Below are 24,455 nucleotides of genomic sequence, written 5' to 3'. Positions count from 1 at the left end.
ATGGAACCAGTACCGTGGCGGAAAGTTCGAGCCTGATAACCCCCATTGTCAATGGCCAGCGGACACGGTGACCGGGATCGTCGTATCGTTCTGTCGCGTCGATCCTCAGAGCCGCTGATGACGGGATCGCGGCTGACGACAGGATTCGGCGCGACGGCCGGAGCGGCTGACGTGACGAGAGACAGGCAGGGGAGGGCATGCGAGTGGTGACTCGCTCACCGAACACGCCAGTGGGTTCGCGGGCGTCTCTCCTGATGCCGATGTCCGAGATCGCCGCTTTCGCCCGGGTGAAGCGTCCCGTCGTGTCCACCTGGCGCCGACGACACCCGGACTTCCCCGCCGCCGTGTCCGAGAACTCGGGACGGCCGCTGTTCGACGGTGCGCAGGTAACCGAATGGCTGATCGCCTCCGGCCTTGGCAACGCCGCCCCGCAGGAGCTCCGATCTGAGCTGGCCCTCTTCGGCATCATCGCGCTGCGGGACCGCTTTACACCGTGGCAGTTGGTCGAGACGCTAGGCAGCCTGCTGTGCCTGCGCCGGCTCGACGGCCGGCCACTGGCCAACGACGGCGCGAACGCCTCCCCGCCCGACGCCGAAGCGGACGAGGCCCTCTGGTCTGCGTTGCTGCACCGAGCCGAACGGATCGACGTCGAGGACGATTTCGTACTCCGCGAGCTTCGGTCCATCGACGCCACGGCGGCCCCGCTCGCTCGCCTCGCCGAGGACCTGATCGAGTCCGCCTACGACGAGCGCGGCGCGTACGAGTGGCTGCTCGCCGCCCGCTCGCGGCTCGGACTGGACTCCCTCGCCGCCGACGCGGTCACCCCGGAGCTGCGGAGCCTGCTCACCCAGCTCACCGACCTCCGCGTCCGCCTTGAGCGAGGCGAGTCCCTCACCCTGGCCGATCCGCACGCCCGCACCGGCGACCTGCTCGCTGCGCTCCTCGACGACACGGAGGACCGCGAGCGCGTCACCGTTCTGGCCGCCGACCCCGACGACCGGCTCACCCGCATCACCCGCCGCCGCCTCCTGCTGGCGGGCGTCAGCGAACTCGACCTGGACGTGCAGATCGGCTCCGACCTGGAGGAACGCTTCGCGGACCCGGACCTCGTCGTCACCCAGCTCCCATACCGCCCTGGCGAGGACCGCTCGGTACTCGCCGCCCTGACGGAGCTCGAACGCGTTGCTTACCTCCTCCGCCCCGGCTGCACGGCCCTCATCCTCGGACCCGCCGACGCACTCGTCGACGAACTGAAGAGCACCGAGGCCGCCCAGCTCCGCTCGGCCCTCCTGCGCGAGAACATCGTCGAGTCGGTCATCGCGCTTCCCGGCGGGGTCCTGCCCTTTCGCCCCGGCTACCGTCCCGCGCTGTGGACGCTCACACGCGGTCCCGTCCGGGAGGCGGAGGGCATGGTCTTACTGGCCGACATCAGCTCGGAACAGCTCACGCCGGGTGTGTGCATGCGGCTCGCCGAGGACGTCCTCCTCTGGAGGGGAGAAGGCTTCCGAGGACTCGACGGTCACGACCCGCGCTACGGCCGTGTGGTACCCGTCGCCGACCTGGACCGGGCCTTCGGCGGTTCCCTGACCCCACCTGCGCCGCCCGCCTCCGCGATCTGGTCCGACAAGGTCACCGAACGCCCCGCCCTGATCGCCGAGGCCGAGGGCCGCCTGGAGCGCGCTACGGCGGACACCCGCGCGTACGAGGACGGGCGAGGCCCCTACCGAGGGGCCGTAATGCGCAGGGTTGGTCGCCTGCCCAGACACACCACCCTCGGCAAGCTGATCGCCGGACGCAGGGTGACCCGGCTGCCCGGCCACCGTATCGACGAGAAGCAACTCACCCAGGACGGCCACCACACCGTCCTAGGCTCCGAGGAGATCATCGGCGAACGAACTGTGGGCGGGCGCCGCATCGACCGCCTACTGCTGGCGACGGCGTACCAACGGGCGGCGCTCACCGAGCCCGGTGACGTCGTCTACACCCTCGCCCCCCGCCTCGGCGTGTACGTCGACCACGACGGCTTCTCGGTTGTCGCGTTTCCGGCCCGCGTTCTCCGCGTCAACGCCGGCGCCGCCCGTCCGCTCACGCCGCGGGTCCTTGCCGCCCTGCTCGGGGCGGCCCGGGGCACTGCCCGCAGCCCGAGCGCGGTACGCCCGGCCCGCCGTATCGAGGACTACCAGCTCCCGGACCTCGACCCGGACGAGGTATTGCGCTTCGACGCCCTCCTGGCCGAGACGGAACGGCGGGAACGCCTGCTGCGCGCCCAGTCCGACGCCCTCACCGAGGCCCGCCGTCTGACGATCGCGGGCCTGGCCGACGGCACCCTCACCCTCGGCGAACCCCGGACCATCAACCGCACGTGACCCATCCGTAACCCATCCACCGACGAGTCGGAAAGAAGGAACGATGCCTCCCCGCAAGCGAGCCGCGGCAGCCGCCGGACAGGGTGAACTGCTCAGTGTCTCCAGCACCAAGGAGATCCAGGACATCCTGTGGAAGGCCGCGGACAAGCTCCGCGGCTCCATGGATGCCGCCCAGTACAAGGAGTTCGTGCTCGGCCTGGTCTTCCTGAAGTACGTCTCCGACGCCTTCACCGAACGCCGCGAGGAGTTGGCCGCTGACCCCGAGCTGGCGCAGATCCCCGAGCACCGCCGGGCGGCCTTCCTAGAGGAGAAGGACGAGTACACGGAGAAGAACGTCTTCTGGGTGCCCCCGACAGCCCGCTGGGACCATATCTCCGAGAACGCGGCCAGCGCGGAGGGCGGCGTCGGCAAGCTCCTTGACGCCGCCATGGACGAGGTGATGAAGGCCAACAAGACCCTCACCGGCGTCCTCCCGAAGATCTTCAACCGCGACAACGTCGATCAGAAGCGCCTGAAGGAACTCGTCGACCTCATCAGCGACGCGCGCTTCACAGGGCATGGCGACCGTCCGGCGCAGGACGTGCTGGGTGAGACGTACGAGTACTTCCTAGAGCGCTTCGCGCGGGCGGAGGGCAAGCGGGCCGGCGAGTTCTACACGCCGGCGAGCGTGGTCCGCCTGATCGTCGAGGTGCTGGAGCCTTACGAGGGACGGGTGTACGACCCGGCGTGCGGCTCGGGCGGCATGTTCGTGCAGAGCGGCAAGTTCGTCGCGAAGCGGCGCGGCAAGGACCACACGCACGACATCGCGGTCTACGGCCAGGAGGCCAACGAGCGGACGTGGCGCCTGGCCAAGATGAACCTCGCCATCCACGGCATGGACCCGAAGGGCGTCGGCGATCGCTGGGCGGACACGTTCGCCGACGACAAGTTGCCTGATTTGAAGGCCGACTTCGTCATGGCAAACCCGCCCTTCAACATGTCCGACTGGGCAAGGAAGTCGGACGACAGGCGATGGCGGTACGGCACCCCGCCCCAGTCGAACGCCAACTACGCGTGGCTCCAGCACATCGTGTCCAAGCTGGGGGACCGGGGCAGCGCGGGGGTGGTGCTGTCGAACGGCTCGATGTCCTCGAAGCAGTCAGGCGAGGGGGAGATCCGGGCGGCGATGGTGGAGGCGGACCTGGTCTCCTGCATGATCGCCCTGCCGGGCAATCTGTTCCGTACGACGGCGATTCCGGCCTGCCTGTGGTTCCTGACGAAGGACAAGGGGCCGCAGGGCACGAAGGCGTTGGAGGACCGGCGGAGTCGGGTTCTGTTCATCGACGCGCGAGCCATGGGCACGATGGTCGACCGCACGGAGCGCATTCTCATCGAGGAGGACCTGGAGAAGATCTCCGACACGTATCACGCGTGGCGGGGCACGAAGTCGGCGAGGGACAAGGGCCTTTCGTACGAGGACGTCCCGGGTTACTGCTACAGCGCAACGCTGGAGGAGATCGAGAAGCACGACTATGTGTTGACGCCGGGGCGGTATGTGGGGGCGGCTGAGGTCGAGGAGGATCCGGATGCGGAGCCGGTGGGGGAGCGGATCGCTCGGCTGACGAAGGAGCTGTTCGAGCAGTTGGATGAGTCGGCGCGGTTGGATGCTGTGGTGCGGGAGCAGTTGGGGGGATTGGCCGATGCAATCTGAGAAGGATATGACCGCCGGAGATTTTCATATCCCCAGGAATTTTGGCTCGCTACCGGACGGCTGGCGATGGTCTCCTTTGGGATCGGTTTGCGTAGGCGTCTTCGACTGCCCGCACTCAACCCCGAAACTCACAACGACAGGACCCTTTGTAATCCGCACCCAAGATATCTCTTCGGGGATTCTTCGGCTGGATTCTGCCGCGCGGGTCTCCTCTGCGACCTACGCGGAACGCATCAAGCGAGCTGAACCGACCTACGGAGATCTCCTCTATAGTCGCGAGGGGACATACTTTGGTATCGCCGCTGAGGTTCCGAAGGGTGTCCAAGTTTGCCTTGGGCAGCGCATGGTTCTAATTCGACCCGATAGGCAAGTGGTTCATCACCGATTCATGCGCTATTGGCTTAACTCTCCTACGATGTCGGCTCATATTCATGGCTACCGTGACGGATCTGTTGCTGAGCGCCTAAATCTAACTACCATTCGAGCTCTACCAACACTGCTCCCACCTGTACGGGAACAGGAAGTCATTGCTGGTGTACTCGGTGCACTGGACGACAAAATTGCGATCAATGAGCGCATTGCTGTCACAGTGCTCGACCTTGCTGAATCCCGCTATCGGGCCGCATCCGAGGATGGCAACTGGCGGACTGTCACCCTCGGTTCCGCTGCGCGCTGGCTCTCCGGAGGAACGCCGAGGACGAGTGAGTCGTCCTATTGGGGTGGAGAAATCCCGTGGATCTCTGCACTCAGCCTCAAGTCTCCGTGGATTGACAACTCGGATCGTAAATTGACTGACCTCGGGGCAGCTTCCGGAACTCGACTGGTGCCTACAGAGAGCATCATCTTCGTGGTTCGCGGCTCAAGCCTAAAGAGTGAGTTCCGCATTGGTATTACGCAGTGCAATGTCGCTTTTGGGCAAGACTGCAAGGCGCTGATTCCGGACGGGTCGATTGATCCGCACTTGCTGTTCCATGCCATTCGATCAGCTAAGTCGGAAATCATGGAAATGGTTGATGAGACCAGTATCGGTGCTGGTCGCCTCTCGACCGACCTCATCTCGAAACTTGAGGTCCGGGTGCCAAAGGAGCGCGATGAATCCACAGCTGCCGAACTCCGCACGCTAAGCAAACTAGCTGCTGGGCGACAAAAGGAATCCCGTACCCTCGCCGCCCTCCGCGACGCCCTCCTCCCCCAACTAATGTCTGGCAAGCTCCGAGTCCGTGACGCCGAGAAGATCGTGGAGGACGCCGTATGACCACCGAAAACGGCAGCGAGCCCACGCACACCCCCGCCCACCTCGACGCCAAAATGACCGAGTCCACCTGGGAGCACCTCGCCCTCGACGAACTCGCCCAACTCGCCTGGGAAACCAAGCCCGGCAAAGACCTCGCCCCCGGCACCGACCACCGCCGTGACTGGGACGACCTGGTCCTCCACGACGAGCTCCAGGCAGCCATCGAGAAGCTGAACCCGGAGCTGACTGCCACCGCCGTCCACGAAGCGACGCGCATCGCCACCGACCCCACCTCCCGCGAGGCATACCCGGAGAACAAGCAGGCCCACGAGTACCTGACCACCGGCATTCGCCTCACCTACACCGACGAATTCGGCGCCGAGCAGACCCCGACCGTCCGCCTCGTCGACTTCACGGATCCCGACGCGAACAGCTACCTCGCCGTCAACCAGGTCACGGTCAGGGACACAGACGGCAGCCACCGCCGCTTCGACATCGTGCTGTACGTCAACGGCCTCCCCCTCGCCGTCGTCGAACTCAAAAGCGCCTCCGACGAGAACGCGACCCTCAAGTCGGCGCACGCCCAACTCCAGACGTACGTCTCGGAGTTCCCGATCGCGTTCCGCTACAACGTCCTCTGTCTCGTCTCGGACGGCATAACCGCCAAGTACGGCACAGTGTTCACGCCGTACGAGCACTTCGCGCCCTGGAACGTCGACCATGAGGGCGAGCGCGTCGACACCAACGAGCCCGGTTACGACGGCCTCGACGCGCTGAACCTGGCCCTCCAGGGTCTGTTCACACAGGTGCGGTTCCTCTCCCTCACCCGCAACTTCGTCAACTTCCCCCCGCCCAAGCCGGGCGAGCCCCTCTCCGGCAAGCGCATCGCGAAGCCGCACCAGTACTTCGCGGTGAACAAGGCGGTGGACGCCGTCGTCGAGGCGTCGCGGACGAACGGCCAGGCCGGCGTCGTCTGGCACACGCAGGGCGCGGGCAAGTCGGAGGAGATGGTGGAGACGGCGGCGCTCGTCGCCCGTCACCCGGCCCTCAACAACCCCACCATCGTCGTCATCACCGACCGCAACGATCTCGACGACCAGCTCTACGACACCTTCCTCGACAGCGAGACGCTGCTCGGGCAGAAGGCGCACCAGATCGACACCCGCGAGGAGTTGCGCACCGAACTGACGCGACGCAACGTCGGTGGAATCGTCTTCACCACCCTCCAGAAGTTCGGCCTGAGCAAGGAGGAGAAGGACGCCGGCAAGTCGCACCCGCTGCTCTCCGAGCGCCGTAACATCCTGGTGATCGTCGACGAGGCGCACCGCTCGCACTACGACAGCCTGGACGGATACGCCCGCCACCTGCGCGACGCCCTGCCGTACGCCACTCTGCTTGCTTTTACCGGTACGCCAATCTCGAAGGCCGAGGCCGACACTCGTGCCGTCTTCGGCGAGTACATCGACATCTACGATCTGAAGCGCGCCGTCGACGACGGGGCCACGGTCCGGGTGTTCCACGAGCCGCGCGTCATCCAGGTCGACCTGCCCAAGGGCGTCGACCCGGGCAAGCTCGACGAGCAGGCCAACACCGTCACCGAGGGCATGGATGACGCCGAGCGCCGCCGGGCCATTCAGTACGCCACGACGATGAACACCATCTACGGCGCCGACGACCGTATAGCGAAGCTCGCCGACGACCTGATCGCCCACTGGGAGCAACGCCGAGAGCTGGTCAAGCCCGATATTGGCGGCCCCGGCAAGGCGATGATCGTGTGCGCGACCCGCGAGATCTGCGTTCGAGTCTTCGACGCGCTGGCCGAGCGGCGGCCCGGCTGGGTCAGTGACGAGGTCGACAAGGGCGTCATGAAGATCGTCTTCCATGGCGACCGCTCCGACCCCGAGCACATGCGCAAGCACTCGCTGCGCAAGTCCCAGCAGAAGGTCGTCCAGAAGCGCGCCAGGAACGCCGACGATGAGCTGGAACTGCTCATTGTGCACTCGATGCTGCTCACCGGCTACGATGCCCCGCCCATCCACACCCTGTACATGGACCGCCCGATGCAGGGCGCCAACCTGATGCAGGCGCTCGCCCGCGTCAACCGCCGTTTCCGCGGCAAGCAGGACGGTCTGCTCGTCGGCTACGCGCCCCTCACCGACAACCTCACCAAAGCCCTGCGTGAGTACTCGGACCAGGACCGCAAGGAGCAGACCCTCGGCGCGGACATCGAACGGGCCGTCACCGAGGTCAAGAACGAGCTGGCCACTATCAAGGGGCTGTTGGCCGGGAGCCGTTGGAAGGAGTGGCTGGCCGACACCGGCCGCCCCGACACCCGCAAACGCGCACTGCGCCTGACCGCCGACTTCCTGCGCGACCCGAAGAACCCGGGCAACAAGGTGGAGCCCCCCGCCAAGCCGCTCTCCGTCCGCTTCAAGGACAGCGCGGCCCGGCTGGACCGCTTCTACCGGGTCTGCGCGATGAGCAAGGAGATCGCCGAGCGTTGCGAGGACCTGGACGACTGGCGTCGGGACATCTCCTTCTTCAGCGAGGTCCGGGCCTGGATGATCAAGCTCGACGCCGCCCAGCGCGAGGCGAGCGGGCAGCCGCTCAGCGCCGAGGTCCAGCGCTATCTCCAAGCCCTCGCCGCCTCGGTCGTCGACGCCGACGAGATCACCGACCTGTATGCGGAGGCGGGGATCGGTCGGCTGGACATCACCCGCCTCAACGAGGCGCAGCTGCGCAAACTGGAGAACTCCGAGACCCCGCATCTCGTTACCGAAGCCCTGCGCCGCATGATCCAGCAGAAGATGCGCGAAGTGACCAAGCACAACGTCGTCCGCAACGAGAGCTTCACCGAGCGTCTGAACGACCTGATGCGCCGGTACATGCTCCAGCAGCTCACCAGCGCCCAGGTCATCGCCGAACTCGCCTCCCTGGCACGGGAGGTGTCTGCGGAGGCCCGCCGCGGCGAACGGTTCGACCCACCGCTGACCCACGCCGAGCTGGCCTTCTACGACGCCGTCGCACACCGCGACATGGCCAAGGTGATGGAGGGCGGCGACGACACCCTGGCCAAGATCGCCCGTGCCCTCGTCAAGGACATCCAGAAGAACCTCTCCGTCGACTGGCTCTCCCGCGAACCCGTCCGAGCGAAGCTCCGTACCCGCATCCGCCGCGTGCTGGCGATGTTCGACTACCCGCCGAAGGAGGAGCGCGAGGCAGTCGACCTGGTCCTCAAGCAGATGGAGATCGTGGCCGCGCTCTGGGCACCCGCTGCGAAGTAGCAACGCATACAGGAGGGCGCCACCAGGAGCGCCCTCCCGTCACGGCCAGGTCCGCTCAACACGGTCGCGCCGTACGGCGTAGGCCGTCGGGCCGCCCTTCTCGACAGTCCGACGGATCGCGTCACGGCGTGCGACGAGCCATCCGGCTATTTTGACGCTGCGAAACTGCCGGTTGTCCAGGTACAACAGCAGCGCCTCGCGCTCCAGGACGGGCTGGATCTCCGGGTCCCGGGTCTTGATCCGCCCGTCCTTCGAGAGCGGGACCTAGGACCGGCCGTGACCGTAAGTGATCCGCTCCTCGTCCGGAACGTTCTGCCCGTCGTCAGGAAAGACATCCCCGATGCGGTGAACCGTCCACCCGCAGGTTCTCAGTCCTTCCGCGACAGGGCGACTGAGGTTCCACTCGCGCGTAGTCCTCTGTCTGCAACGGACCCGGCACTACATGTGCCACGTACTGCCGGATGGGCACCGCCCGCTTCGAGTACTCCATGAGCCTCCGCGACCAGTCCCCCGAACTTACAGAGCGAACTGCCGTCTCTTGTCGCACAGTTCGCTTCCTCACCGCGGGGTGCACGGCTCGCCCGGCGGCTTGCCATGCGGCACATGGACGAGTGGGGGTATCTGCCAGCGCCGGACGCGTCGTGCGCGGTCGCCCTCGTCGTCGCCGAACTCCCGCGAACGCCGTGCAGCACGGCCGTGTGTCCGGACACGACTTCGGTCTCTGGGTCGCTCTCGACACGGCGGCGGGCCTGGTCCGTGTCGAGGTCACGGACGCGGCCACCTCGAAACGGCCCCCGGCGACGCCGCCTCTCTCGGCCCCGAGAGCGAGTCGGGCTGAGGGCTGCTCCTGCTGGATGCCCTGGCCATGCGCTGGGGTTCGGCACCTCGTCACCCGCTGGGCAAGAAGGTGTGGACGGAAGTATCCATCGCTCACCCAATTGGCGTTGAAGATACGTGGATTGTGATAACCAGTGTTATCACTGAGAAAATAGATCGAGTAACTTCTCCACCTCTAACGTCTGTTCCGTCACACCGGGCTCGCGCAAAGCGAGAGGCTCATCCCTCTCGCTCACCGCGCGAGCCCGGCCCCGGAGCCAACGACGGAGGGCGGAGAGCGCCATGACGGAACACCCCACACAGAGCGAGCCGAACGACACGAACGCAACTGACGATCAGGGCGATGAGCACCGAGGCGCCTCCTCGGCCCTCTCCCGCCTGACCGCCCGCCTCGAAAACTCGGCGCTTGCCGAGGAACCTCGGGCACTCCTGCGGGAGGCATTGGGCGCCACCGCGACGGAGTCCTCCGGCACACCCGCCGCTCCGCACCCGGACCAGCGGGTGTTCCTCGACTCCATCAGCGTCAACGGCTTTCGCGGCATCGGCTGCAAGGCGCGCCTGCCGCTGACCGCACAGCCCGGAGTCACCCTCGTCATGGGGCGTAACGGCTCGGGGAAGTCCAGTTTCGCCGAGGGCGCCGAGACGGCACTCACTGGCCGGACCGCCCGCCTGGACAAGCAGCGGGGCGAGGTGTGGCGTCGGCACTGGCGCAACTTGCACGACGGGGCCGACCCGAAGGTCGAGGTCCGCCTCGCGATCGCGGGCGACCCTCGGTTGTCCACTCTGACGTGCACCTGGCCCAATGACGATGTCATGGCCCCCGAGGTCGAGTTCAGGCGGCCGGGCCACGGCCGTCGGCCCTTCGCCGGCATCGGGTGGAAGCAGGCCCTGAACGACTACAGCCCCTTCCTGTCGCACGCGGATCTCGACAATGTCCTCAACGGCAGGCCCAGCGAGCAGTACGACTCGGTCGCCGCCATCCTCGGACTCCGCGAACTGACCGACGCGGACGAGCGGCTCCAGGGCATCGAGAAGGCGCTCGACTCCGCGCTCAAGCAGGCCGAGGCGGAACGGCCTGTACTCGCCGAGGCGTTGTCCGCGCTGGACGACCCGCGGGCGGTACGCGCGCTCGCGGTCGTCGGCAGGGCGGGCGACCCGGACTTGGTCGATCTCGACGCCCTCGTGACCTCACTCCCCGACGCGGACGAGGGCCGTCTTCGGGAACTGCGGACGACCGCCGCGCTGACCGGACCGGACCTTGGCCCGGTTGGCGCGGCCGTGGACCGGTTGCGCGAGGCCGTCGCCGTACTTGACGACGTATGTGCCTCGGGCGCCGAGGATGCCCACCATCGCGCGGAGCTGCTGGCCAAGGCCCTGGAGCACAGCCGTCGGCACGAGGATGAGGACACCTGCCCGGTGTGCGGGTCCGATCGGGCGCTCGACGAGGCGTGGGCCGAGCGGGCCGCTGAGCAGGTGGCGAGCCTGCGGCGGGAGGCCGCGACCGCGCGGGAAGCCCGCACCGAACTGCGGGACGCGGTGGACGCCGTCCGCTACCTCGTCACGCCGGTCCCCGCGTGGCTGCCCGCCCCGCTCGTGGACCCGTGGGAGGAGTGGCAGGCGTGCCGGGCGATCGACGACGCCGAGCGACTCGCCGCCCGCGCCGAGACCTCCGCGCTCGTCCTCGCCGACGCCTGCGACGCGCTGCGCGAGGAGGCCCTCCGGGAGCTGGAGAAGCTCGACGAGGAATGGCGCTCCTGTGCCACCCGCCTCGCGGGCTGGCTCGACCGGGCCTCGCCCGCGTACGCCGGCAGGCCCCGGCTGTGCCAGGTCAGGGCGGCCCGTAAGTGGCTCAAGGAGGCGCGTGCCGAGCTGCGCGAGGAGCGGCTGCGGCCGTTCGAGGGCCACTCGCAGCGGATCTGGGAGGAACTGCGCCAGCAGAGCAACGTGGACCTGCGTTCCGTGCGCCTGACCGGCAGCGAGAAGGCCACTGTGCGCAAGCTGGTGATGGACGTGTCCGTCGACGGCACTCAGGCGTCGGCCCTCGGCGTCATGAGCCAGGGCGAACTGCACTCCCTCGCGCTCTCGCTCTTCCTGCCGCGCGCCGCCGCGCCGGACAGCCCCTTCGGGTTCGTCGTCATCGACGACCCCGTGCAGTCCATGGATCCCGCCAAGGTCCACGGCCTCGCGAAGGTCCTGCACGACCTCGGCCGGACCCGGCAGGTCGTCGTCTTCACCCACGACACGCGGCTCCAGCGGGCTTTCACCAACCAGGAACTCCCGGTGACCGTACTGGAGGTGGAGCGGCAGGGCCGGTCCGTGGTGACCGTACAGCGAGTGACCGATCCGATCGGCCAGGCCCTGTCCGACGCGCATGCCCTCGCCCGCACGCCGAACCTTCCGCCGGTCGCGGTGACCCATGTACTGCCCAGCCTCTGCCGCACTGTCCTGGAACGCGCCTTCTCCGAGGCCGCGTGGCTGCGGCTGCACCGGGCTGGGCTGGCCGAACACGAGGCAGAGAAGACCGTCGCGGGGGCCGTCACGCTGATGGACATCGCCGCCCTGGGGCTCTTCGGAGACCCCGCGAAGAAGGCGGGTGACGTCTACCGCGAGCTGCGCAGGCGGTGCGGACCCGGGGCGGTGGACCTCATCCGGCAGTGCCAGGAGGGTGCCCACCCGTCGGGCACCTCGATGCCGGACCCCCACCGGTTCGTGGACGACGTCAAGGCCGTCGCTCTGACGGTACGCAAGCCCGAGGAGGGGCCGTGAACCAGACGATTCGCCAGCTGCTCGACACCGCCGACCTGCTCCTCACGGACACCGGCGAGCCCGCCACGCCCGCTGCCACGACCGTACCCACTGCGTCCGCTGCCGCCACGGTGAGCCGGTGTCGAGGTGTCGCCTTCGCCCTCCGTGTCGCGCTGGAGAGCGCGGTCGCCGACCGCCTCACCGCCCACCGGGCGCCGCGCGCGATCCGGGAGGGCACCCAGCGGGCTGCGTTCCTCTGGCTCCGCGGTTGCGTCGAAGCAGGAACGGCCCGTCGCGCTAAGGCCGTGTGGAGCCAGCTCTGCCTGGGATGCCACTACCACCAGTACGAGATCGGTCCCACGGAGGACCAGCTCCGCGCGTGGCGTACCGAAGTCGCGGCGATCGTCGCCCTGTTGGCCCGCTGATCCGCTTCGGCGCCAGGAGAGGCGCTGCCAGGAGGAGACGCGCGTGAGAACGACACCACGAGGACGGTTATCGCGACCGTCCACAAAGACCAGAATGAGGAGCGGCACCATGACGGCCCGTACGTCCAAGCGAACCCTGTACCGGCTTAGGGGCGTGCCTCCCACTGCCGACGCGATGTTCGACGCCCTGGACGCGGACCAGTTGGAAAGGGTCCACGCGGAATTCGATGTCCCAGAGAACCTCGGTGTACCGGCCGTCCTGGTCACCGGGAGCTTCGAGCAGCCTGTGGCGAGCTGGTGCGACGAGATCTTCCGAACGACGGGCATCGAGGTGTCACGGCCCGTCAACCGCTCGGCCGGACTGCTGATGCTCGCCGTCGACGGGGAGGTGTACGCCATTGGTTACGACCAGGGCTTCCGCCTGGTGCCCGACCGCCTGAAGGATCACCGCTTCGGGCTAAGTTTCGCGTCCCGCCGGGTGGACCCCGGGAAGATCCGGGACCTGGTGTCGCACACTCCGGGCGGAGGGCGCACCGACATCACCCTGATCCCGAGCGGCGCCTCTGTGTGGAGCCTGGGCATCGTTGAGCACGCCCAGATTGTGCGCCGCCTCGGCGGTCACCTGGACGACATTCCGCTCACGATTTCCCGGGACAACCCGGCGAAGATCTCCAGCGCCGAGGGCGGTGCTGGTCTGCGGGTGCGGCTAGGTGTGGAGGGCGCCGACCTGATTGCGGATATCCGTGCGATCGCCCGCGTGCTGCGCGAGGAGAAGCCGAGCCCGGAGTTGGAGTTCGTCGAGCATGTCGTGCCCGTCGACGATCCCAACCTTGTTACCCGCCTGGAAGCCGCCCTCGACGACCTCCTTGGGCAGGAGCCCAACGAAACGATCAGCGTCGCCGTCCCCGCCGACCGATGGGACGACTACGCTGCGGCCCGGGCGTTCAGAGCCAGGATCAACAGCGACGCGGTCGGCCGGTCGACCGACGACTTCGACCTGGATTACGTCCTCGGCCGTGCGCGTATCCAGCGTGCGGGCAGCCGCGTGGCCGCGCTCCGGGAAGGAAGTGTCACCCTCTACCGGCACAGCCGCGCCGACCGGGCCGACGAGATCTGGACGTCCAGCGCGCTCCGGTGGATCGAGGTGGAAGTGTTCCTCGACTCCCGCCGGTTCTTCCTGATGGACGAGCACTGGTATGAGATCGACCAGGAGTATCTGAAGATGATCCGTTCGCACGCCGAGCGGCTGATCGCCGCCTCTCCGTCCGTCGACCTGCCCCCGTGGACCCTCGGAGAGAAGGAACGCGTCTACAACGAGTCAGTGCCGGACCAGCGGCCCGGGTACGTCTGCTTCGACCGCCACAACGTCCAGACCGCGCTGCACCGCGGGAACGGCGTGGAGATCTGCGATCTGCTGAGCCCGGACAACTTCCTCGTCATGGTGAAGCGCGCCAAGGGCTCCGACGCACTGAGCCATCTCTTCAGCCAGGCGCTTGTCGCCGTACAGACTCTGCGAAATTCTCCGGAGGCCAGGGAACGGTTCGCCGAGAAGGTGGCCACGGCCCGGAAGGGGTGCGGGCTGCCGGAAGGCTTCCGGCCTTCGAAGGTCGTCTTCGCGATCCTGCTGAAGGACGGAGCCGACCTCACCGCAGACACCCTGTTCCCGTTCTCGCAGGTCACCTTGGTGCAGACGGCCAGGATGCTCGAAACATGGGGTGTACAGGTCGAGGTCGTCGGCATCGCCTCCACTCCGTCGGCTGCCACCTCGACCGGGACTCGGCGGTTGGCGGCGTAGCCGAGCCGCGCGCCGCCTGGCATCGTTGAAGTCCCACCAGGGCTGGTTGATGAGTTCGGCTGTCTTGTCGAGGTCGTCGACTTCCGGTGCGCGTGCTCAACGAGCTTCTACGAGCAAGGGCGGCCGCCGCACACCAGCAGTAGAGGCACCGACGTCGTGCCCTTGGACCAGGGCGCTACGCCTACCGGGGGCGCCGCTTCGGCGGTACTGGTCCGGGGATGACGTCGAGGCCCATATGTTCCTTGAACAGATGCACCAGGTTGGCTCCGTCGAGGAGTTCGAGCCGCCCGTGCTCGTTGGCGAATGCCTCGCTGGCCCGGCCGAACCAGGAGGTCGTCACCAGGATGCCTTTGGCGGCCCGCTTGTGTTCCACGACGCCCGCGAGCGCGGAGACGGTCTCGAACGGCACCACGTTCTTGGTGCGCTTGGCCTGGATGACGCACAGTCCCTTCATGACAGGGTCGGTGTTCATCGCGACCGCGTCCACACCCTCGTCCTTCGACGGCTGCGTGTTGACGCTGTCCAGGCCGATGGCCTCGAACAGTTGCCTGATGAGATGTTCGAACTCTGTGGGCTTCAGATCCATCAGCACCGGCCGGCTGTCCAGCCCCGCCACGACGTCCATGCTGTCCATGAGGCGGAACTTGGACAGGTCGAACGTGACCAGCGGGCGTACGGGCTCCAGTTCGTACGGGTTCGGTGAGATAAGTGACCGCAGCCGCTTCAAACAAGCCCGCGGATCCACTTGGGTCAGGACCAGCTGACTGAACTCGGCCCGGTCTGCTTGGAGCGTGATCAAGCACGGATGGACGTCACGCCCTGTGGCGCGGTCGATGGTGGCCACATGTCCGTTCAAGGCGATGGACTGGACTACACCTTCCATGTCGGAGGCAAGGAGCTCGTGCACGGTGCGCAACGCGGTCTGCGCAAGGACTGACGCGTACAGTTCCTTGCGCTCTTTCTCCGGGCGTGGAACGGGAGTGATCTCGTCGCGCGTCTTTACATACCGGTAGGCGCGGGCCGCAGGGACCACATCCTCCAGCGGAAGGTCGATCTCGACCAACAAGTCGCCGGTGTCCGCCTGGAACGAAACCTTATTGGCTTTCGGGAACCCGTGTGGATACACGGAGGCGGCCAAGACCTGGTTGACGAACCACTTGACAGCCTCGACGTCTCGGTCTTGATAGGCGCTACGGCGCTCCGCAAGACCAGTGTTCCATTCCTCGGCCCGAGCAGCTTCTTCCTGGTTGCGTTTCTTGTGACGCGCACGGGCCTTCTCCAGCTTCTCCGCGCGTTTCTTCTCGTCGCGAGCGTGATCCCGCAGCGCTCTGTCGAACCGCTTGCGGGCGGCTTCGACCTCCGCGTCGTGTCCACGACGTCCGAATCCCAAGGCACCGAGCAACCCCCGAGGTGCCTCCGGCTCGTACTCTTCCCAGCGGGGCAAGGGTGCCGCTTTGGAAGAGCCCTTGGGCGGGACGAATGGTGAGGGCACGAAGTCCTGTTTGAGCCGCTCGAACGTCAGCGGCTGCCCATCCAGTACAGATGAGCGCAGCAGCCCTGCAAGTTGCTCGGCGTCATGCTCGGCCACGCTGGTGCGGTCCACCGCCTCCTGAGCGCGGGCCGCTTCATACGCCAGTTTCTCCGCACGTGCCTTCCTCTTGGCCTCGGCCTCAGCGGCTTTTCGGGCCCTCTCCCGTTCCCTGGCCTGCCGCGCGAGCTCCCGTGCGTATGGATCATTCCTGCCCGCCACTGCTTGCCCCCACCTCAGTGCATGATCAATCTGAATCTGCAGCAGTATCTCGCACCGGGCCGATGGCGTCGGGAGGCACTGGCTGATTGCAGATGGTCCCTGCTGCGGACTGCCCCTGCGGACCCGCTGCCGAATGTGGTGTCACTTTTCCGGATATAGAGGAGCAGAGGCAGGGCGCGTTCGCTTCCCCATCGGGCACAAGATCGCCGTTCCTGTACGGAAGCGCGTCGGAAGAACGCGGTTGAGGCGAGCGGTTCAGCGCGGCACACTCGCCCCGATGAGCGACAGTACACAGTCGGGCAGATGGGACGGGCCCTGGTACCGCGTCCGGACGGACCAGTTCGAGGCCGCATTCCTGCCGAATGTCGGCGATGACCTGGAGGCGGTGAACAATGTCGATGTCTTTGTGGACCTCAATGACGGCTCCCGGTGGAGCGCGACCATCATTACCCTCGATCAGATCGAGATCCTGATGACAAGATGGGCCGCAAGCGGGGAAGCTCTGGGAGGCCGTTACTTCTGGTGCTCGGACGGTCTCATCGTCCGCGACACCGGCATCAGCAGCATGCCCCGGGTACTTGTGGGCCTGGTCGAGAACGGTGAGTTCACGCGGATCCTTCAGCGCCTCGATGACTGACAAGCGTCCTGCGGACGCCGCAGTCTGCTCCTGAAACGATCAGTTAAGCGTGAGGTCCGTATCCACGGCCGCCCGGCAAGCGCCGCCCGCGCCGGTCCGCTGGGGAGCCGAATCTCGCGGTTGGCTCCCAAACGGCTCCCAAGCGGCCCCCGGAAACCACTCAGGGACCCGACCCGCGTTGCGGATCAGGCCCCTGACCTGGTGTTTCGGCTGTCGGGGTGGCGGGATTTGAACCCACGACCTCTTCGTCCCGAACGAAGCGCGCTGCCAAGCTGCGCTACACCCCGATGTCGCCCTTGTCGCGGCGACATCGATTACTTTAGCCCACCGCTGGCCGGAGACGAAATCCGGTTTCGGGGGCACGGCGGGGGCTCCGTAGAGGCCGATGGGGGGGCAGGAGGCCGGGTGGACGTGGGTCGGTCAGGGGCGGGGGGTCAGGGTCAGGAGTGTGGCCTCCGGGGGGCAGGCGAAGCGGATCGGGGTGTAGCGGTTGGTGCCGCAGCCCGCCGAGACGTGGAGGTAGGCGGTGTGGCCGCCGGAGCGGTGGGTGGAGAGGCCCTTTACGCGGTCCGTGTCGAGGTCGCAGTTGGTGACCAGCGCTCCGTAGAAGGGGATGCAGAGCTGGCCGCCGTGCGTGTGACCCGCCAGGATCAGGGGGTAGCCGTCGGCGGTGAAGGAGTCCAGGGAGCGCAGGTACGGGGCGTGCACCACGCCGATCGAGAGGTCGGCGTCCGCCTCGGGGCCGCCCGCGACCCGCTCGTACCTGTCCCGCTTGATGTGTGGGTCGTCCACGCCCGTGAAGGCGATCTCGTGGCCGTCGATCTTCAGCCGGCCACGGGCGTTGGTCAGGCCCACCCAGCCCGCCGCGTCGAAGGCGTCCCGCATCGGCTCCCAGGGGTTGTGCACCGCGTGGACGGCCGGGGCGTTGCCGTTCAGACCGTGTCTGCCCTGGGCCTTCTCGAAGAGGTAGCGGGCCGGATTGCGGAGCTTCGGGCCGTAGTAGTCGTTCGAGCCGAAGACATAGACGCCCGGGAACTCCATCAGCGGGCCCAGCGCGTCCAGCACTTCCGGTACGCCCTCCGGGTCCGAGAGGTTGTCGCCGGTGTTGACCACGAAATCGGGGCGCAGCCCCGCCAGTGACTGGAGCCAGCGCTGCTTCTTCCGCTGTCCGCTCACCATATGGATGTCGGAGACCTGGAGAACCCGCAGGTCACGCATGCCGCGCGGCAGCACGGGCACCGAGATCCGGCGCAACCGGAACGAGCGAGTTTCAAAGCCCGCGGCGTAGGCGAGGCCGGCCGCGCCGACTGCCGCGATGCCTGCGGTGATTTTCAGGGGGACCCCGTAGCGTGCGCGCATGCGCCCATCGTCGCAGACGCCGTACGGGCACGAAATCCGCGGGCGGGTCCGGTTCGGCACCTGCCACACTTGGCCCTATGACCAGCCTTAAGTCCAAGCTGAAGGAAGACCTCACCGAGGCCATCAGGGCGCGTGACGAGCTCCGCTCCGCCACGCTCCGGCTGACCCTCTCCGCGATCACCAAGGAGGAGGTCTCGGGTACGTCCGCGCGCGAGCTCTCCGATGACGAGGTGCAGAAAGTGATCGCCAAGGAGGCGAAGAAGCGCCGTGAGGCCGCGGAGGCCTTCGCCCAGGGTGGCCGCGCGGAGCAGGCCGAGCGGGAGAAGGCGGAGGGCGTGCTCCTCGACGCGTATCTGCCGAAGCAGCTGACCGACGAGGAGCTGGCCACGATCGTCGCGCAGGCCGTCGAGGAGGCCAAGGGCGCCGGAGCCGAGGGCCCGCGCGCCATGGGTGCCGTGATGAAGATCGTGAACCCGAAGGTGGCCGGCCGCGCCGAGGGGGGCCGGGTCGCCGCCCTCGTGAAGCGCTCCCTCGCGGGCTAGCTCGCGGGCTGGCTAACTCGTGGGCTGGGCGGAGATCCTGCCCGGCTCGCGACGTAGAGAGACGTAGAGCGACGTAGAGAGACGTAGAACGACCTGGAACGACGTACAGCGATGTGAAGCGACGTACGGGGATGTCGTGCGACGTGACGGAGGGGCGCTCCATCCCATCGGATGGAGCGCCCCTCCGCACATCATCAAAGCTTCCGCGGTTTACGGGAAGCCTCCGCCGTTCTGGCCTCCGCCGACCTGGCCTCCATCGCTGGTGCCGACGTTTCCGCCGTTCGCGCCGTTCCCGCCAGTCCCATTGCCCTCGGACTGGCCGCCACCGATGAAGCCCGGCGGGAGCGAGACCCCGGGGAACGGATCCTCTTCGCCGTCGCCCGGCTTGTTGTCGCCCCGGCCGCCGTTGCCCTGGCCCTGGTTGTTCCCGCCCGGCTTCTCGGTGTCCCGGCCCCTGGAGGTGTCCGGGATGTCGACCGTCGTGAAGCCGGGGGCGGGCTTGCCCTCCAGCGCGCCCGACACCGCGTCCTTCCAGATCGGACCCGGGACCTGACCACCGAAGACCTTGTCGTGGTACTCGCCCCCGATCGTGATGTTCTCCATCTCGACCTGCTGGGACGGGCTGCCGACCCAGACCGCGCCGGACATGTTCGGCGTGTAGCCCACGAACCACGCGTTCTTACGGGCGTCCGTCGTACCCGTCTTACCCGCGTTGTCGCGGCTCGTCAGTCCGGCCGCCTCACCCGTACCGGAGTCGACCACACCCTTCAGCAGGGTGTTGATCGTGTCGGCGGTCTTCTCCGACATGGCCTGGGAGCACTTCGACTCCGGCACCTTGAGGCTCTTGCCCGTCGCCGTCTTGATGGAGTCGATGGCGATGGGGGTGCAGTACGTGCCGCGGTTCGCGTACGCCGCGTACGCGCTCGCCATCCGCAGCGGCGAGATGCCCTGCGAGCCCAGCGTGAGGGCCGACGGCGACTCGGGAAGCTTCTTGCCGTCTCCCTGGACCACGCCCAGCTTGGCGATCGTCTCCGTCACAGGGCAGAGACCGATTTGCCCTATCATCTGCACGAAGTAGGTGTTGACGGACTTCTCCATCGCCTCCTTCAGCGCGTACGGGCCGACCTCGGACTCGTTCTCGTTCTCGGCCGTGTCGCCCTCCGTGTTGACCCACGGCTTGCCGCTGCACGTCTGGATCGAGGCCGGGTACGGCATCTGGTACGGCGCCGGATACGACTGTGTCGGCGGGACACCGCGCTCGATGGCTGCCGTCGCGAGGAACGGCTTGAAGGTCGAACCGGTCGGGAAGCCGTAGTTCGAGCCCCCCATGCCCTTGTCGACCGAGAAGTTGATCTGGGTCTCGTTCTTCCCGAAGCCGTACGGCTTGGACTGCCCCATGCCGAGGACCTTGCCGGTGCCCGGCTCGACCAGGGTCACCGCCGCGGCGACCTTGTCGCTCTGGTTGACATGGTCCTTTATCGACGCCTGTACCGAGCTCTGGGCCTTCGGGTCGAGCGTCGTACGGATCGTCAGACCGCCCTGGTTCCAGACCTTGGCCCGCTCCTTGCGGTCCTTGCCGAAGACCGGGTCGGTCAGGAAGACCTCGCGTACGTAGTCACAGAAGAAGCCCGCCCCGGCGACGGCCGTGATGCAGCCGTTCTCGGGACGGCTCACCTTCAGTGTGATCGGCGTGGCCTTGGCGCGGTCGGCCTCCGCCTGGGAGATGTCGCGGACGTCGGCCATCCGCTGTAGCACGATATTGCGCCGCTTGGTGGCCTCCTCCTCGTCATTCACCGGGTCGTACCGGCTCGGCGACTGGACGATGCCCGCCAGCATGGCCGCCTCTTCGAGCTTCAGGTCCTTGGCCGGCTTGGAGAAGTAGCGCTGGGCGGCCGCCTCGATGCCGTAGGCCTGCTGTCCGAAGAAGGTGATGTTCAGATAGTTCTCAAGGATCTTCTTCTTGCCCAGCTCCTCCTCGACCTGGATCGCGTACTTCAGCTCCTGGATCTTGCGGCCCAGGGTCTGCTGGGTGGCCTGCGCGACCTTGTCCGGGTCGTCGCCTGCCTCCTCGACGAAGACGTTCTTCACGTACTGCTGGGTCAGTGTCGAGGCGCCTTGGGCGACGCCGCCCGACTGCGCGTTGCGGTTGACCGCGCGCAGGACGCCCTTCAGGTCGATGGCCCCGTGCTCGTAGAAGCGCGAGTCCTCGATCGCGACGATCGCCTTCTGCATGTACGGGGAGATGTCCTTGAGCGGGACGACGGTGCGGTCACGTGAGTAGACCGTGGCGATACGGCCGCCCTGGGAGTCCAGGATCGTGGTCCGCTGACTCAACGGCGGCGTCTTGAGGTTGGCGGGGATCTCGTCGAATCCCTCGACCGTCCCCTTGGCGGCGAGCCCCAGCGCCCCGAAGGCCGGCAGGGCGATTCCCGCGAGCACCGCTCCCGCGAGCACGCTGACACCGAGGAACTTGGCGGCCTGCTGGGTCCCGGTCAGACCCCCGCCCGAGCGCTTCTTTGGCATGAGGGCAGCCTACGTTCTCAATCGCCGGACACGCGTCAAGGCTCTGGCCTAAGCTGTCCCCAACTGTCACAGCGGTGCGGTTGTGTATCAAGCACCCGGCGTGAACTTTCCATGATCCCGAAACATGGAGAGTTGACGCCTGAGTCCTCCGTATTTGGCGTGAGATGCCCGTTGTGGCCCTAGTGAAATACCCGACTCTGTCGGATGTGCCGGTTATGCCCTCGGCTCACTCCCCTGGGTGATCTGCCGCGTACGCATAGTCCGTTCGGGCCATTCAAGATTGGGCCCGAAGGGGGTGTTGCGCTGTGTCCGCCTTCCGTAACGTCCTCAACTGGCAACGGTGAATATGCCGCTGCCGCCGTGGGGGAGCCTCGATTCGGGAGAGGACGGCGCCAGCATGGGCTGGGTAACCGACTGGAGTGCGCAGGCAGCTTGCCGCACTACCGATCCAGATGAACTGTTCGTGCAGGGTGCGGCGCAGAACAGGGCCAAGGCGGTGTGCACCGGATGCCCGGTGCGGACCGAATGCCTGGCCGACGCGCTGGACAATCGCGTCGAATTCGGCGTGTGGGGCGGAATGACCGAGCGGGAGCGCCGCGCACTGCTGCGCAGGCGGCCGACCGTCACCTCGTGGCGCCGCCTGCTTGAGACCGCCCGCACGGAGTACGAGCGCAGCGCGGGCCTGCTGCCCGTGGGCTTGGAGGATGACGAGACGTACGAGACGTACGCCGCGGTGGGGTAACCGGGCGGTGGGGTGACCCGGCGGTGCGGTAACCGGTAGGGGGGCCGGTGGAGTGACCAGGCCGGCCGTACGATGCTCAACTCGTCGTGACGATGGTCAGCTCGTCGTGACGATGCTCAGTTCGTCGTGACGGTGGTCAGCTCGTCGTGCCGCCCGCCGCGAGGCGATCCGCGATGGCCCTGAGCCCGGCAAGGTCGTGAACGTCGCCGGGCAGGGCGGGGACCTCCGCCACCGCCACCTCGGGGTGCAGCGCGGTGAAGCGGTCGCGCGTGCGCTCTTCACGCGCGAGCACCTGCATCCGTTCGGCATGCAGGCGCAGCAGACCCGCCGTCAACTGTTCCACAGTTGTGACAGAACTTGTGCCAGAACTTCTGCCGGAAGTCGCGGCAGACGCTGTGGCAGACGCGACCGATTCGGGTGCGGCCGAGGCGGCGGGCGTGGTGGATACGTCAGATGTGTCAGTTACAGCAGATTTGGCAGACGCGTGAGCTGAGGTGGGTGCGAGGGGCTCGTGCGTCTCGGAGGCTTCGGGAGAAGAGCCGTCCGGGACTGCACTGCCACGACTCTGAGCATTCCCGGCCCCCTGATCCACAATGCGGCCGTCTTCAAGATTTTCCGCCGCGGCCCGCGCCCGCTCCGCCGACAGCCGTGCCGCGCCGCTGCCATGGACACGATTGAGCACCAGCCCGGCCAGCGGCATCTCCTCGGCGGCCAGCCGCTCCACGAAGTACGCCGCCTCCCGCAAGGCGTCCCGCTCCGGCGCCGCGACCACCAAAAACGCTGTACCCGGCGCCTGAAGCAGCCGGTACGTCGCGTCCGCGCGCGTACGGAAGCCGCCGAACATCGTGTCCATCGCGGTGATGAACGTCTGTACATCGCGCAGGAATTGGCCACCGAGCAGCTTTCCGAGCGTGCCCGTCATCATCGACATACCGACATTCAGGAACTTCATCCCCGCCCGGCCGCCCATCTTGGCCGGGGCCATCAGCAGTCTGATGAACTTCCCGTCGAGAAAGGAACCGAGCCGCTTCGGCGCGTCCAGGAAGTCCAGCGCGGAGCGCGACGGCGGCGTGTCGACGATGATCAGGTCCCAGTCGTCGCGGGACCGCAGCTGCCCCAGCTTCTCCATCGCCATGTACTCCTGCGTGCCCGCGAAGCCGGCCGACAGGGACTGGTAGAACGGGTTCTCCAGAATGGCGCGGGCCCGGTCCGGGTCCGCGTGCGCCTCGACGATCTCGTCGAAGGTGCGCTTCATGTCGAGCATCATGGCGTGCAGTTCGCCGGGGCCCTCGACGCCCTTCACCTGCCGCGGCGTGTTGTCGAGCGAGTCGATCCCCATCGACTGGGCCAGCCGGCGGGCCGGATCGATGGTGAGGACGACCACCTTCCTGCCGCGCTCCGCCGCCCGTACGCCGAGTGCCGCCGCGGTCGTCGTCTTGCCGACACCGCCCGAGCCGCAGCACACGACGATACGGGTGGCCGGGTCGTCGAGCAGCGGATCGATTTCGAGGGGGGCGGCGGTGGAGTCCAGGGTCATGCGAAGACCTCCCCGAGTTGCCGTAGCTCCCCCGCCAGTCGGTACAGACCGGCGAGATCCATTCCCTCGCCGACCAGGGGGAGTTCGTACGTGGGCAGCCCCAGCTTGGTCAGGACGGCCCGCTGTTCGCGCTCCAGCTCCACGCGCTGCGCGTGCTCCGCCGCCTGGTCGAGCAGCGGTCCGACGAGCTTCGTGGGCGCGGGCACGCCGGCGGCGGCGAGCGCCTTGGCGACCTCTTTGCGGCGATCGCCGGCCGCGGCGCGCACGGCGGCCTCGTCCAGGAGATGCGGCCTGACCATGTTCACGATCACCTTGCCGACCCGCAGCTCCGCGCCCCGCAGTTCGGCGACGCCGTCCGCGGTCTCCTGGACCGGCATCTCCTCCAGCAGCGTCACCAGATGCACGGCCGTCTCGGGCGACTTCAGGACCCGCATCACGGCCTGCGCCTGATTGTGTATCGGGCCGATCTTCGCCAGCCCCGCCACCTCGTCGTTCACATTGAGGAAGCGGGTGACGCGGCCGGTGGGCGGGGCGTCCATCACGACGTAGTCGTAGACGAAACGTCCCCTCTTGTCGCGCCTGCGCACCGCCTCGCACGCCTTGCCGGTCAGCAGTACGTCCCTGACCCCGGGCGCGATCGTCGTCGCGAAGTCGATCGCGCCGATCTTCTTGAGCGCCCGGCCCGCGCTGCCGAGCTTGTAGAACATCTGGAGATAGTCGAGGAGGGCGCGCTCGGCGTCGATGGCCAGCGCGTACACCTCACCGCCGCCCGAGGCGACGGCGATCTTCCGCTCCTCGTACGGAAGGGCCTCCGTCTCGAAGAGCTGTGCGATGCCTTGTCTGCCCTCGACCTCGACGAGGAGCGTGCGCTTCCCCTCGGTGGCGAGGGCGAGCGCGAGGGCGGCGGCGACCGTCGTCTTACCGGTACCGCCCTTGCCGCTGACGACCTGGAGCCTGCTCACGTATTCGAGCCTAACCAGTCGGGCGGC

The 24,455-nt window shown here is 67.3% G+C and carries 15 protein-coding genes, 1 tRNA gene and 1 pseudogene; 10 read left to right on the top strand and 7 right to left on the bottom strand.

Going from position 1 to position 24,455, the window contains the following annotated elements; all coding sequences use genetic code 11:
• Positions 1–260: 260 nt before the first annotated feature.
• Genes ABTZ59_RS09720 through ABTZ59_RS09705 form a run of 4 tightly spaced genes read left to right on the top strand, consistent with a single transcriptional unit; the run spans position 261 to position 8,574 of the window.
• The gene (locus ABTZ59_RS09720; RefSeq protein WP_351393371.1) at positions 261–2,366 is read left to right on the top strand and encodes a hypothetical protein; all 2,106 of its coding nucleotides are present in this window, start codon (positions 261–263) and stop codon (positions 2,364–2,366) included.
• A gap of 43 nt (positions 2,367–2,409) precedes the next feature.
• Complete coding sequence (locus ABTZ59_RS09715) at positions 2,410–4,056, top strand: class I SAM-dependent DNA methyltransferase (RefSeq protein ID WP_351393368.1); 1,647 nt, start codon at positions 2,410–2,412, stop codon at positions 4,054–4,056.
• On the top strand, positions 3,992–5,311 hold the full coding sequence (locus tag ABTZ59_RS09710; protein ID WP_351393365.1) for a restriction endonuclease subunit S: 1,320 nt from the start codon (positions 3,992–3,994) through the stop codon (positions 5,309–5,311). The genes ABTZ59_RS09715 and ABTZ59_RS09710 overlap by 65 nt, the downstream gene beginning before the upstream one ends.
• The gene (locus ABTZ59_RS09705; protein ID WP_351393362.1) at positions 5,308–8,574 is read left to right on the top strand and encodes a type I restriction endonuclease subunit R; all 3,267 of its coding nucleotides are present in this window, start codon (positions 5,308–5,310) and stop codon (positions 8,572–8,574) included. The genes ABTZ59_RS09710 and ABTZ59_RS09705 overlap by 4 nt, the downstream gene beginning before the upstream one ends.
• A 403-nt stretch (positions 8,575–8,977) precedes the next feature.
• On the opposite strand, the pseudogene ABTZ59_RS09700 reads toward ABTZ59_RS09705, so the two are convergent.
• Positions 8,978–9,082 (bottom strand): annotated as a pseudogene (locus tag ABTZ59_RS09700) (Scr1 family TA system antitoxin-like transcriptional regulator); the annotation flags it as partial.
• 611 nt (positions 9,083–9,693) lie between these two features.
• On the opposite strand from ABTZ59_RS09700, the gene ABTZ59_RS09690 reads away from it, so the two are divergent.
• The 3 genes from ABTZ59_RS09690 to ABTZ59_RS09680 all read left to right on the top strand — a co-directional run bounded on the left by ABTZ59_RS09690 (position 9,694) and on the right by ABTZ59_RS09680 (position 14,376).
• Positions 9,694–12,177, top strand: a complete 2,484-nt coding sequence (locus ABTZ59_RS09690; protein WP_351393359.1) for an AAA family ATPase — start codon at positions 9,694–9,696, stop codon at positions 12,175–12,177.
• The gene (locus ABTZ59_RS09685) at positions 12,174–12,581 is read left to right on the top strand and encodes a hypothetical protein (protein ID WP_351393356.1); all 408 of its coding nucleotides are present in this window, start codon (positions 12,174–12,176) and stop codon (positions 12,579–12,581) included. The genes ABTZ59_RS09690 and ABTZ59_RS09685 overlap by 4 nt, the downstream gene beginning before the upstream one ends.
• A 109-nt stretch (positions 12,582–12,690) precedes the next feature.
• Complete coding sequence (locus ABTZ59_RS09680) at positions 12,691–14,376, top strand: TIGR04141 family sporadically distributed protein (protein WP_351393353.1); 1,686 nt, start codon at positions 12,691–12,693, stop codon at positions 14,374–14,376.
• A 181-nt stretch (positions 14,377–14,557) separates the two neighbouring features.
• Here the strand turns inward: ABTZ59_RS09680 and ABTZ59_RS09675 are convergent, their stop codons facing one another.
• The gene (locus ABTZ59_RS09675) at positions 14,558–15,979 is read right to left on the bottom strand and encodes a restriction endonuclease (RefSeq protein ID WP_351393351.1); all 1,422 of its coding nucleotides are present in this window, start codon (positions 15,977–15,979) and stop codon (positions 14,558–14,560) included.
• 424 nt (positions 15,980–16,403) lie between these two features.
• Between ABTZ59_RS09675 and ABTZ59_RS09670 the strand changes: the two genes are divergently transcribed.
• Positions 16,404–16,763: a hypothetical protein gene (locus tag ABTZ59_RS09670; protein ID WP_351393347.1), complete on the top strand. Its 360-nt coding sequence runs from the start codon at positions 16,404–16,406 to the stop codon at positions 16,761–16,763.
• Positions 16,764–16,976: 213 nt separating this feature from the next.
• On the opposite strand, the gene ABTZ59_RS09665 is transcribed toward ABTZ59_RS09670, so the two are convergent.
• Both ABTZ59_RS09665 and ABTZ59_RS09660 read right to left on the bottom strand, forming a co-directional pair.
• Positions 16,977–17,050 (bottom strand) — tRNA-Pro (locus ABTZ59_RS09665).
• A 133-nt stretch (positions 17,051–17,183) separates the two neighbouring features.
• A complete protein-coding gene (locus tag ABTZ59_RS09660) occupies positions 17,184–18,122 on the bottom strand; it encodes a metallophosphoesterase (RefSeq protein WP_351393343.1) in 939 nt (312 codons plus the stop codon).
• 77 nt (positions 18,123–18,199) lie between these two features.
• Between ABTZ59_RS09660 and ABTZ59_RS09655 the strand changes: the two genes are divergently transcribed.
• Positions 18,200–18,664 (top strand): GatB/YqeY domain-containing protein, encoded by a 465-nt coding sequence (locus tag ABTZ59_RS09655; RefSeq protein WP_030353246.1) that lies wholly within the window; start codon positions 18,200–18,202, stop codon positions 18,662–18,664.
• 210 nt (positions 18,665–18,874) lie between these two features.
• On the opposite strand, the gene ABTZ59_RS09650 is transcribed toward ABTZ59_RS09655, so the two are convergent.
• Positions 18,875–21,187: a transglycosylase domain-containing protein gene (locus tag ABTZ59_RS09650; RefSeq protein WP_351393339.1), complete on the bottom strand. Its 2,313-nt coding sequence runs from the start codon at positions 21,185–21,187 to the stop codon at positions 18,875–18,877.
• A 397-nt stretch (positions 21,188–21,584) separates the two neighbouring features.
• Between ABTZ59_RS09650 and ABTZ59_RS09645 the strand changes: the two genes are divergently transcribed.
• Positions 21,585–21,929 carry a WhiB family transcriptional regulator gene (locus tag ABTZ59_RS09645; RefSeq protein WP_030353248.1) on the top strand — a complete coding sequence of 115 codons (345 nt, stop codon included), beginning with the start codon at positions 21,585–21,587 and terminating at the stop codon, positions 21,927–21,929.
• A 136-nt stretch (positions 21,930–22,065) separates the two neighbouring features.
• Here the strand turns inward: ABTZ59_RS09645 and bagB are convergent, their stop codons facing one another.
• Both bagB and bagA read right to left on the bottom strand, forming a co-directional pair.
• Positions 22,066–23,466, bottom strand: coding sequence for an ATPase BagB (bagB, locus tag ABTZ59_RS09640; RefSeq protein ID WP_351393336.1), 1,401 nt, complete (start codon positions 23,464–23,466; stop codon positions 22,066–22,068).
• On the bottom strand, positions 23,463–24,428 hold the full coding sequence (gene bagA / locus ABTZ59_RS09635; protein ID WP_351393333.1) for an ATPase BagA: 966 nt from the start codon (positions 24,426–24,428) through the stop codon (positions 23,463–23,465). The genes bagB and bagA overlap by 4 nt, the downstream gene beginning before the upstream one ends.
• Between the last annotated feature and the right edge of the window lie 27 nt (positions 24,429–24,455).

Source organism: Streptomyces sp. NPDC094034 (assembly GCF_040303865.1).
Taxonomy (GTDB): domain Bacteria; phylum Actinomycetota; class Actinomycetes; order Streptomycetales; family Streptomycetaceae; genus Streptomyces.
Note: the sequence above shows the minus strand (reverse complement) of the source record. Positions and strands in the feature narration are given on the sequence as shown.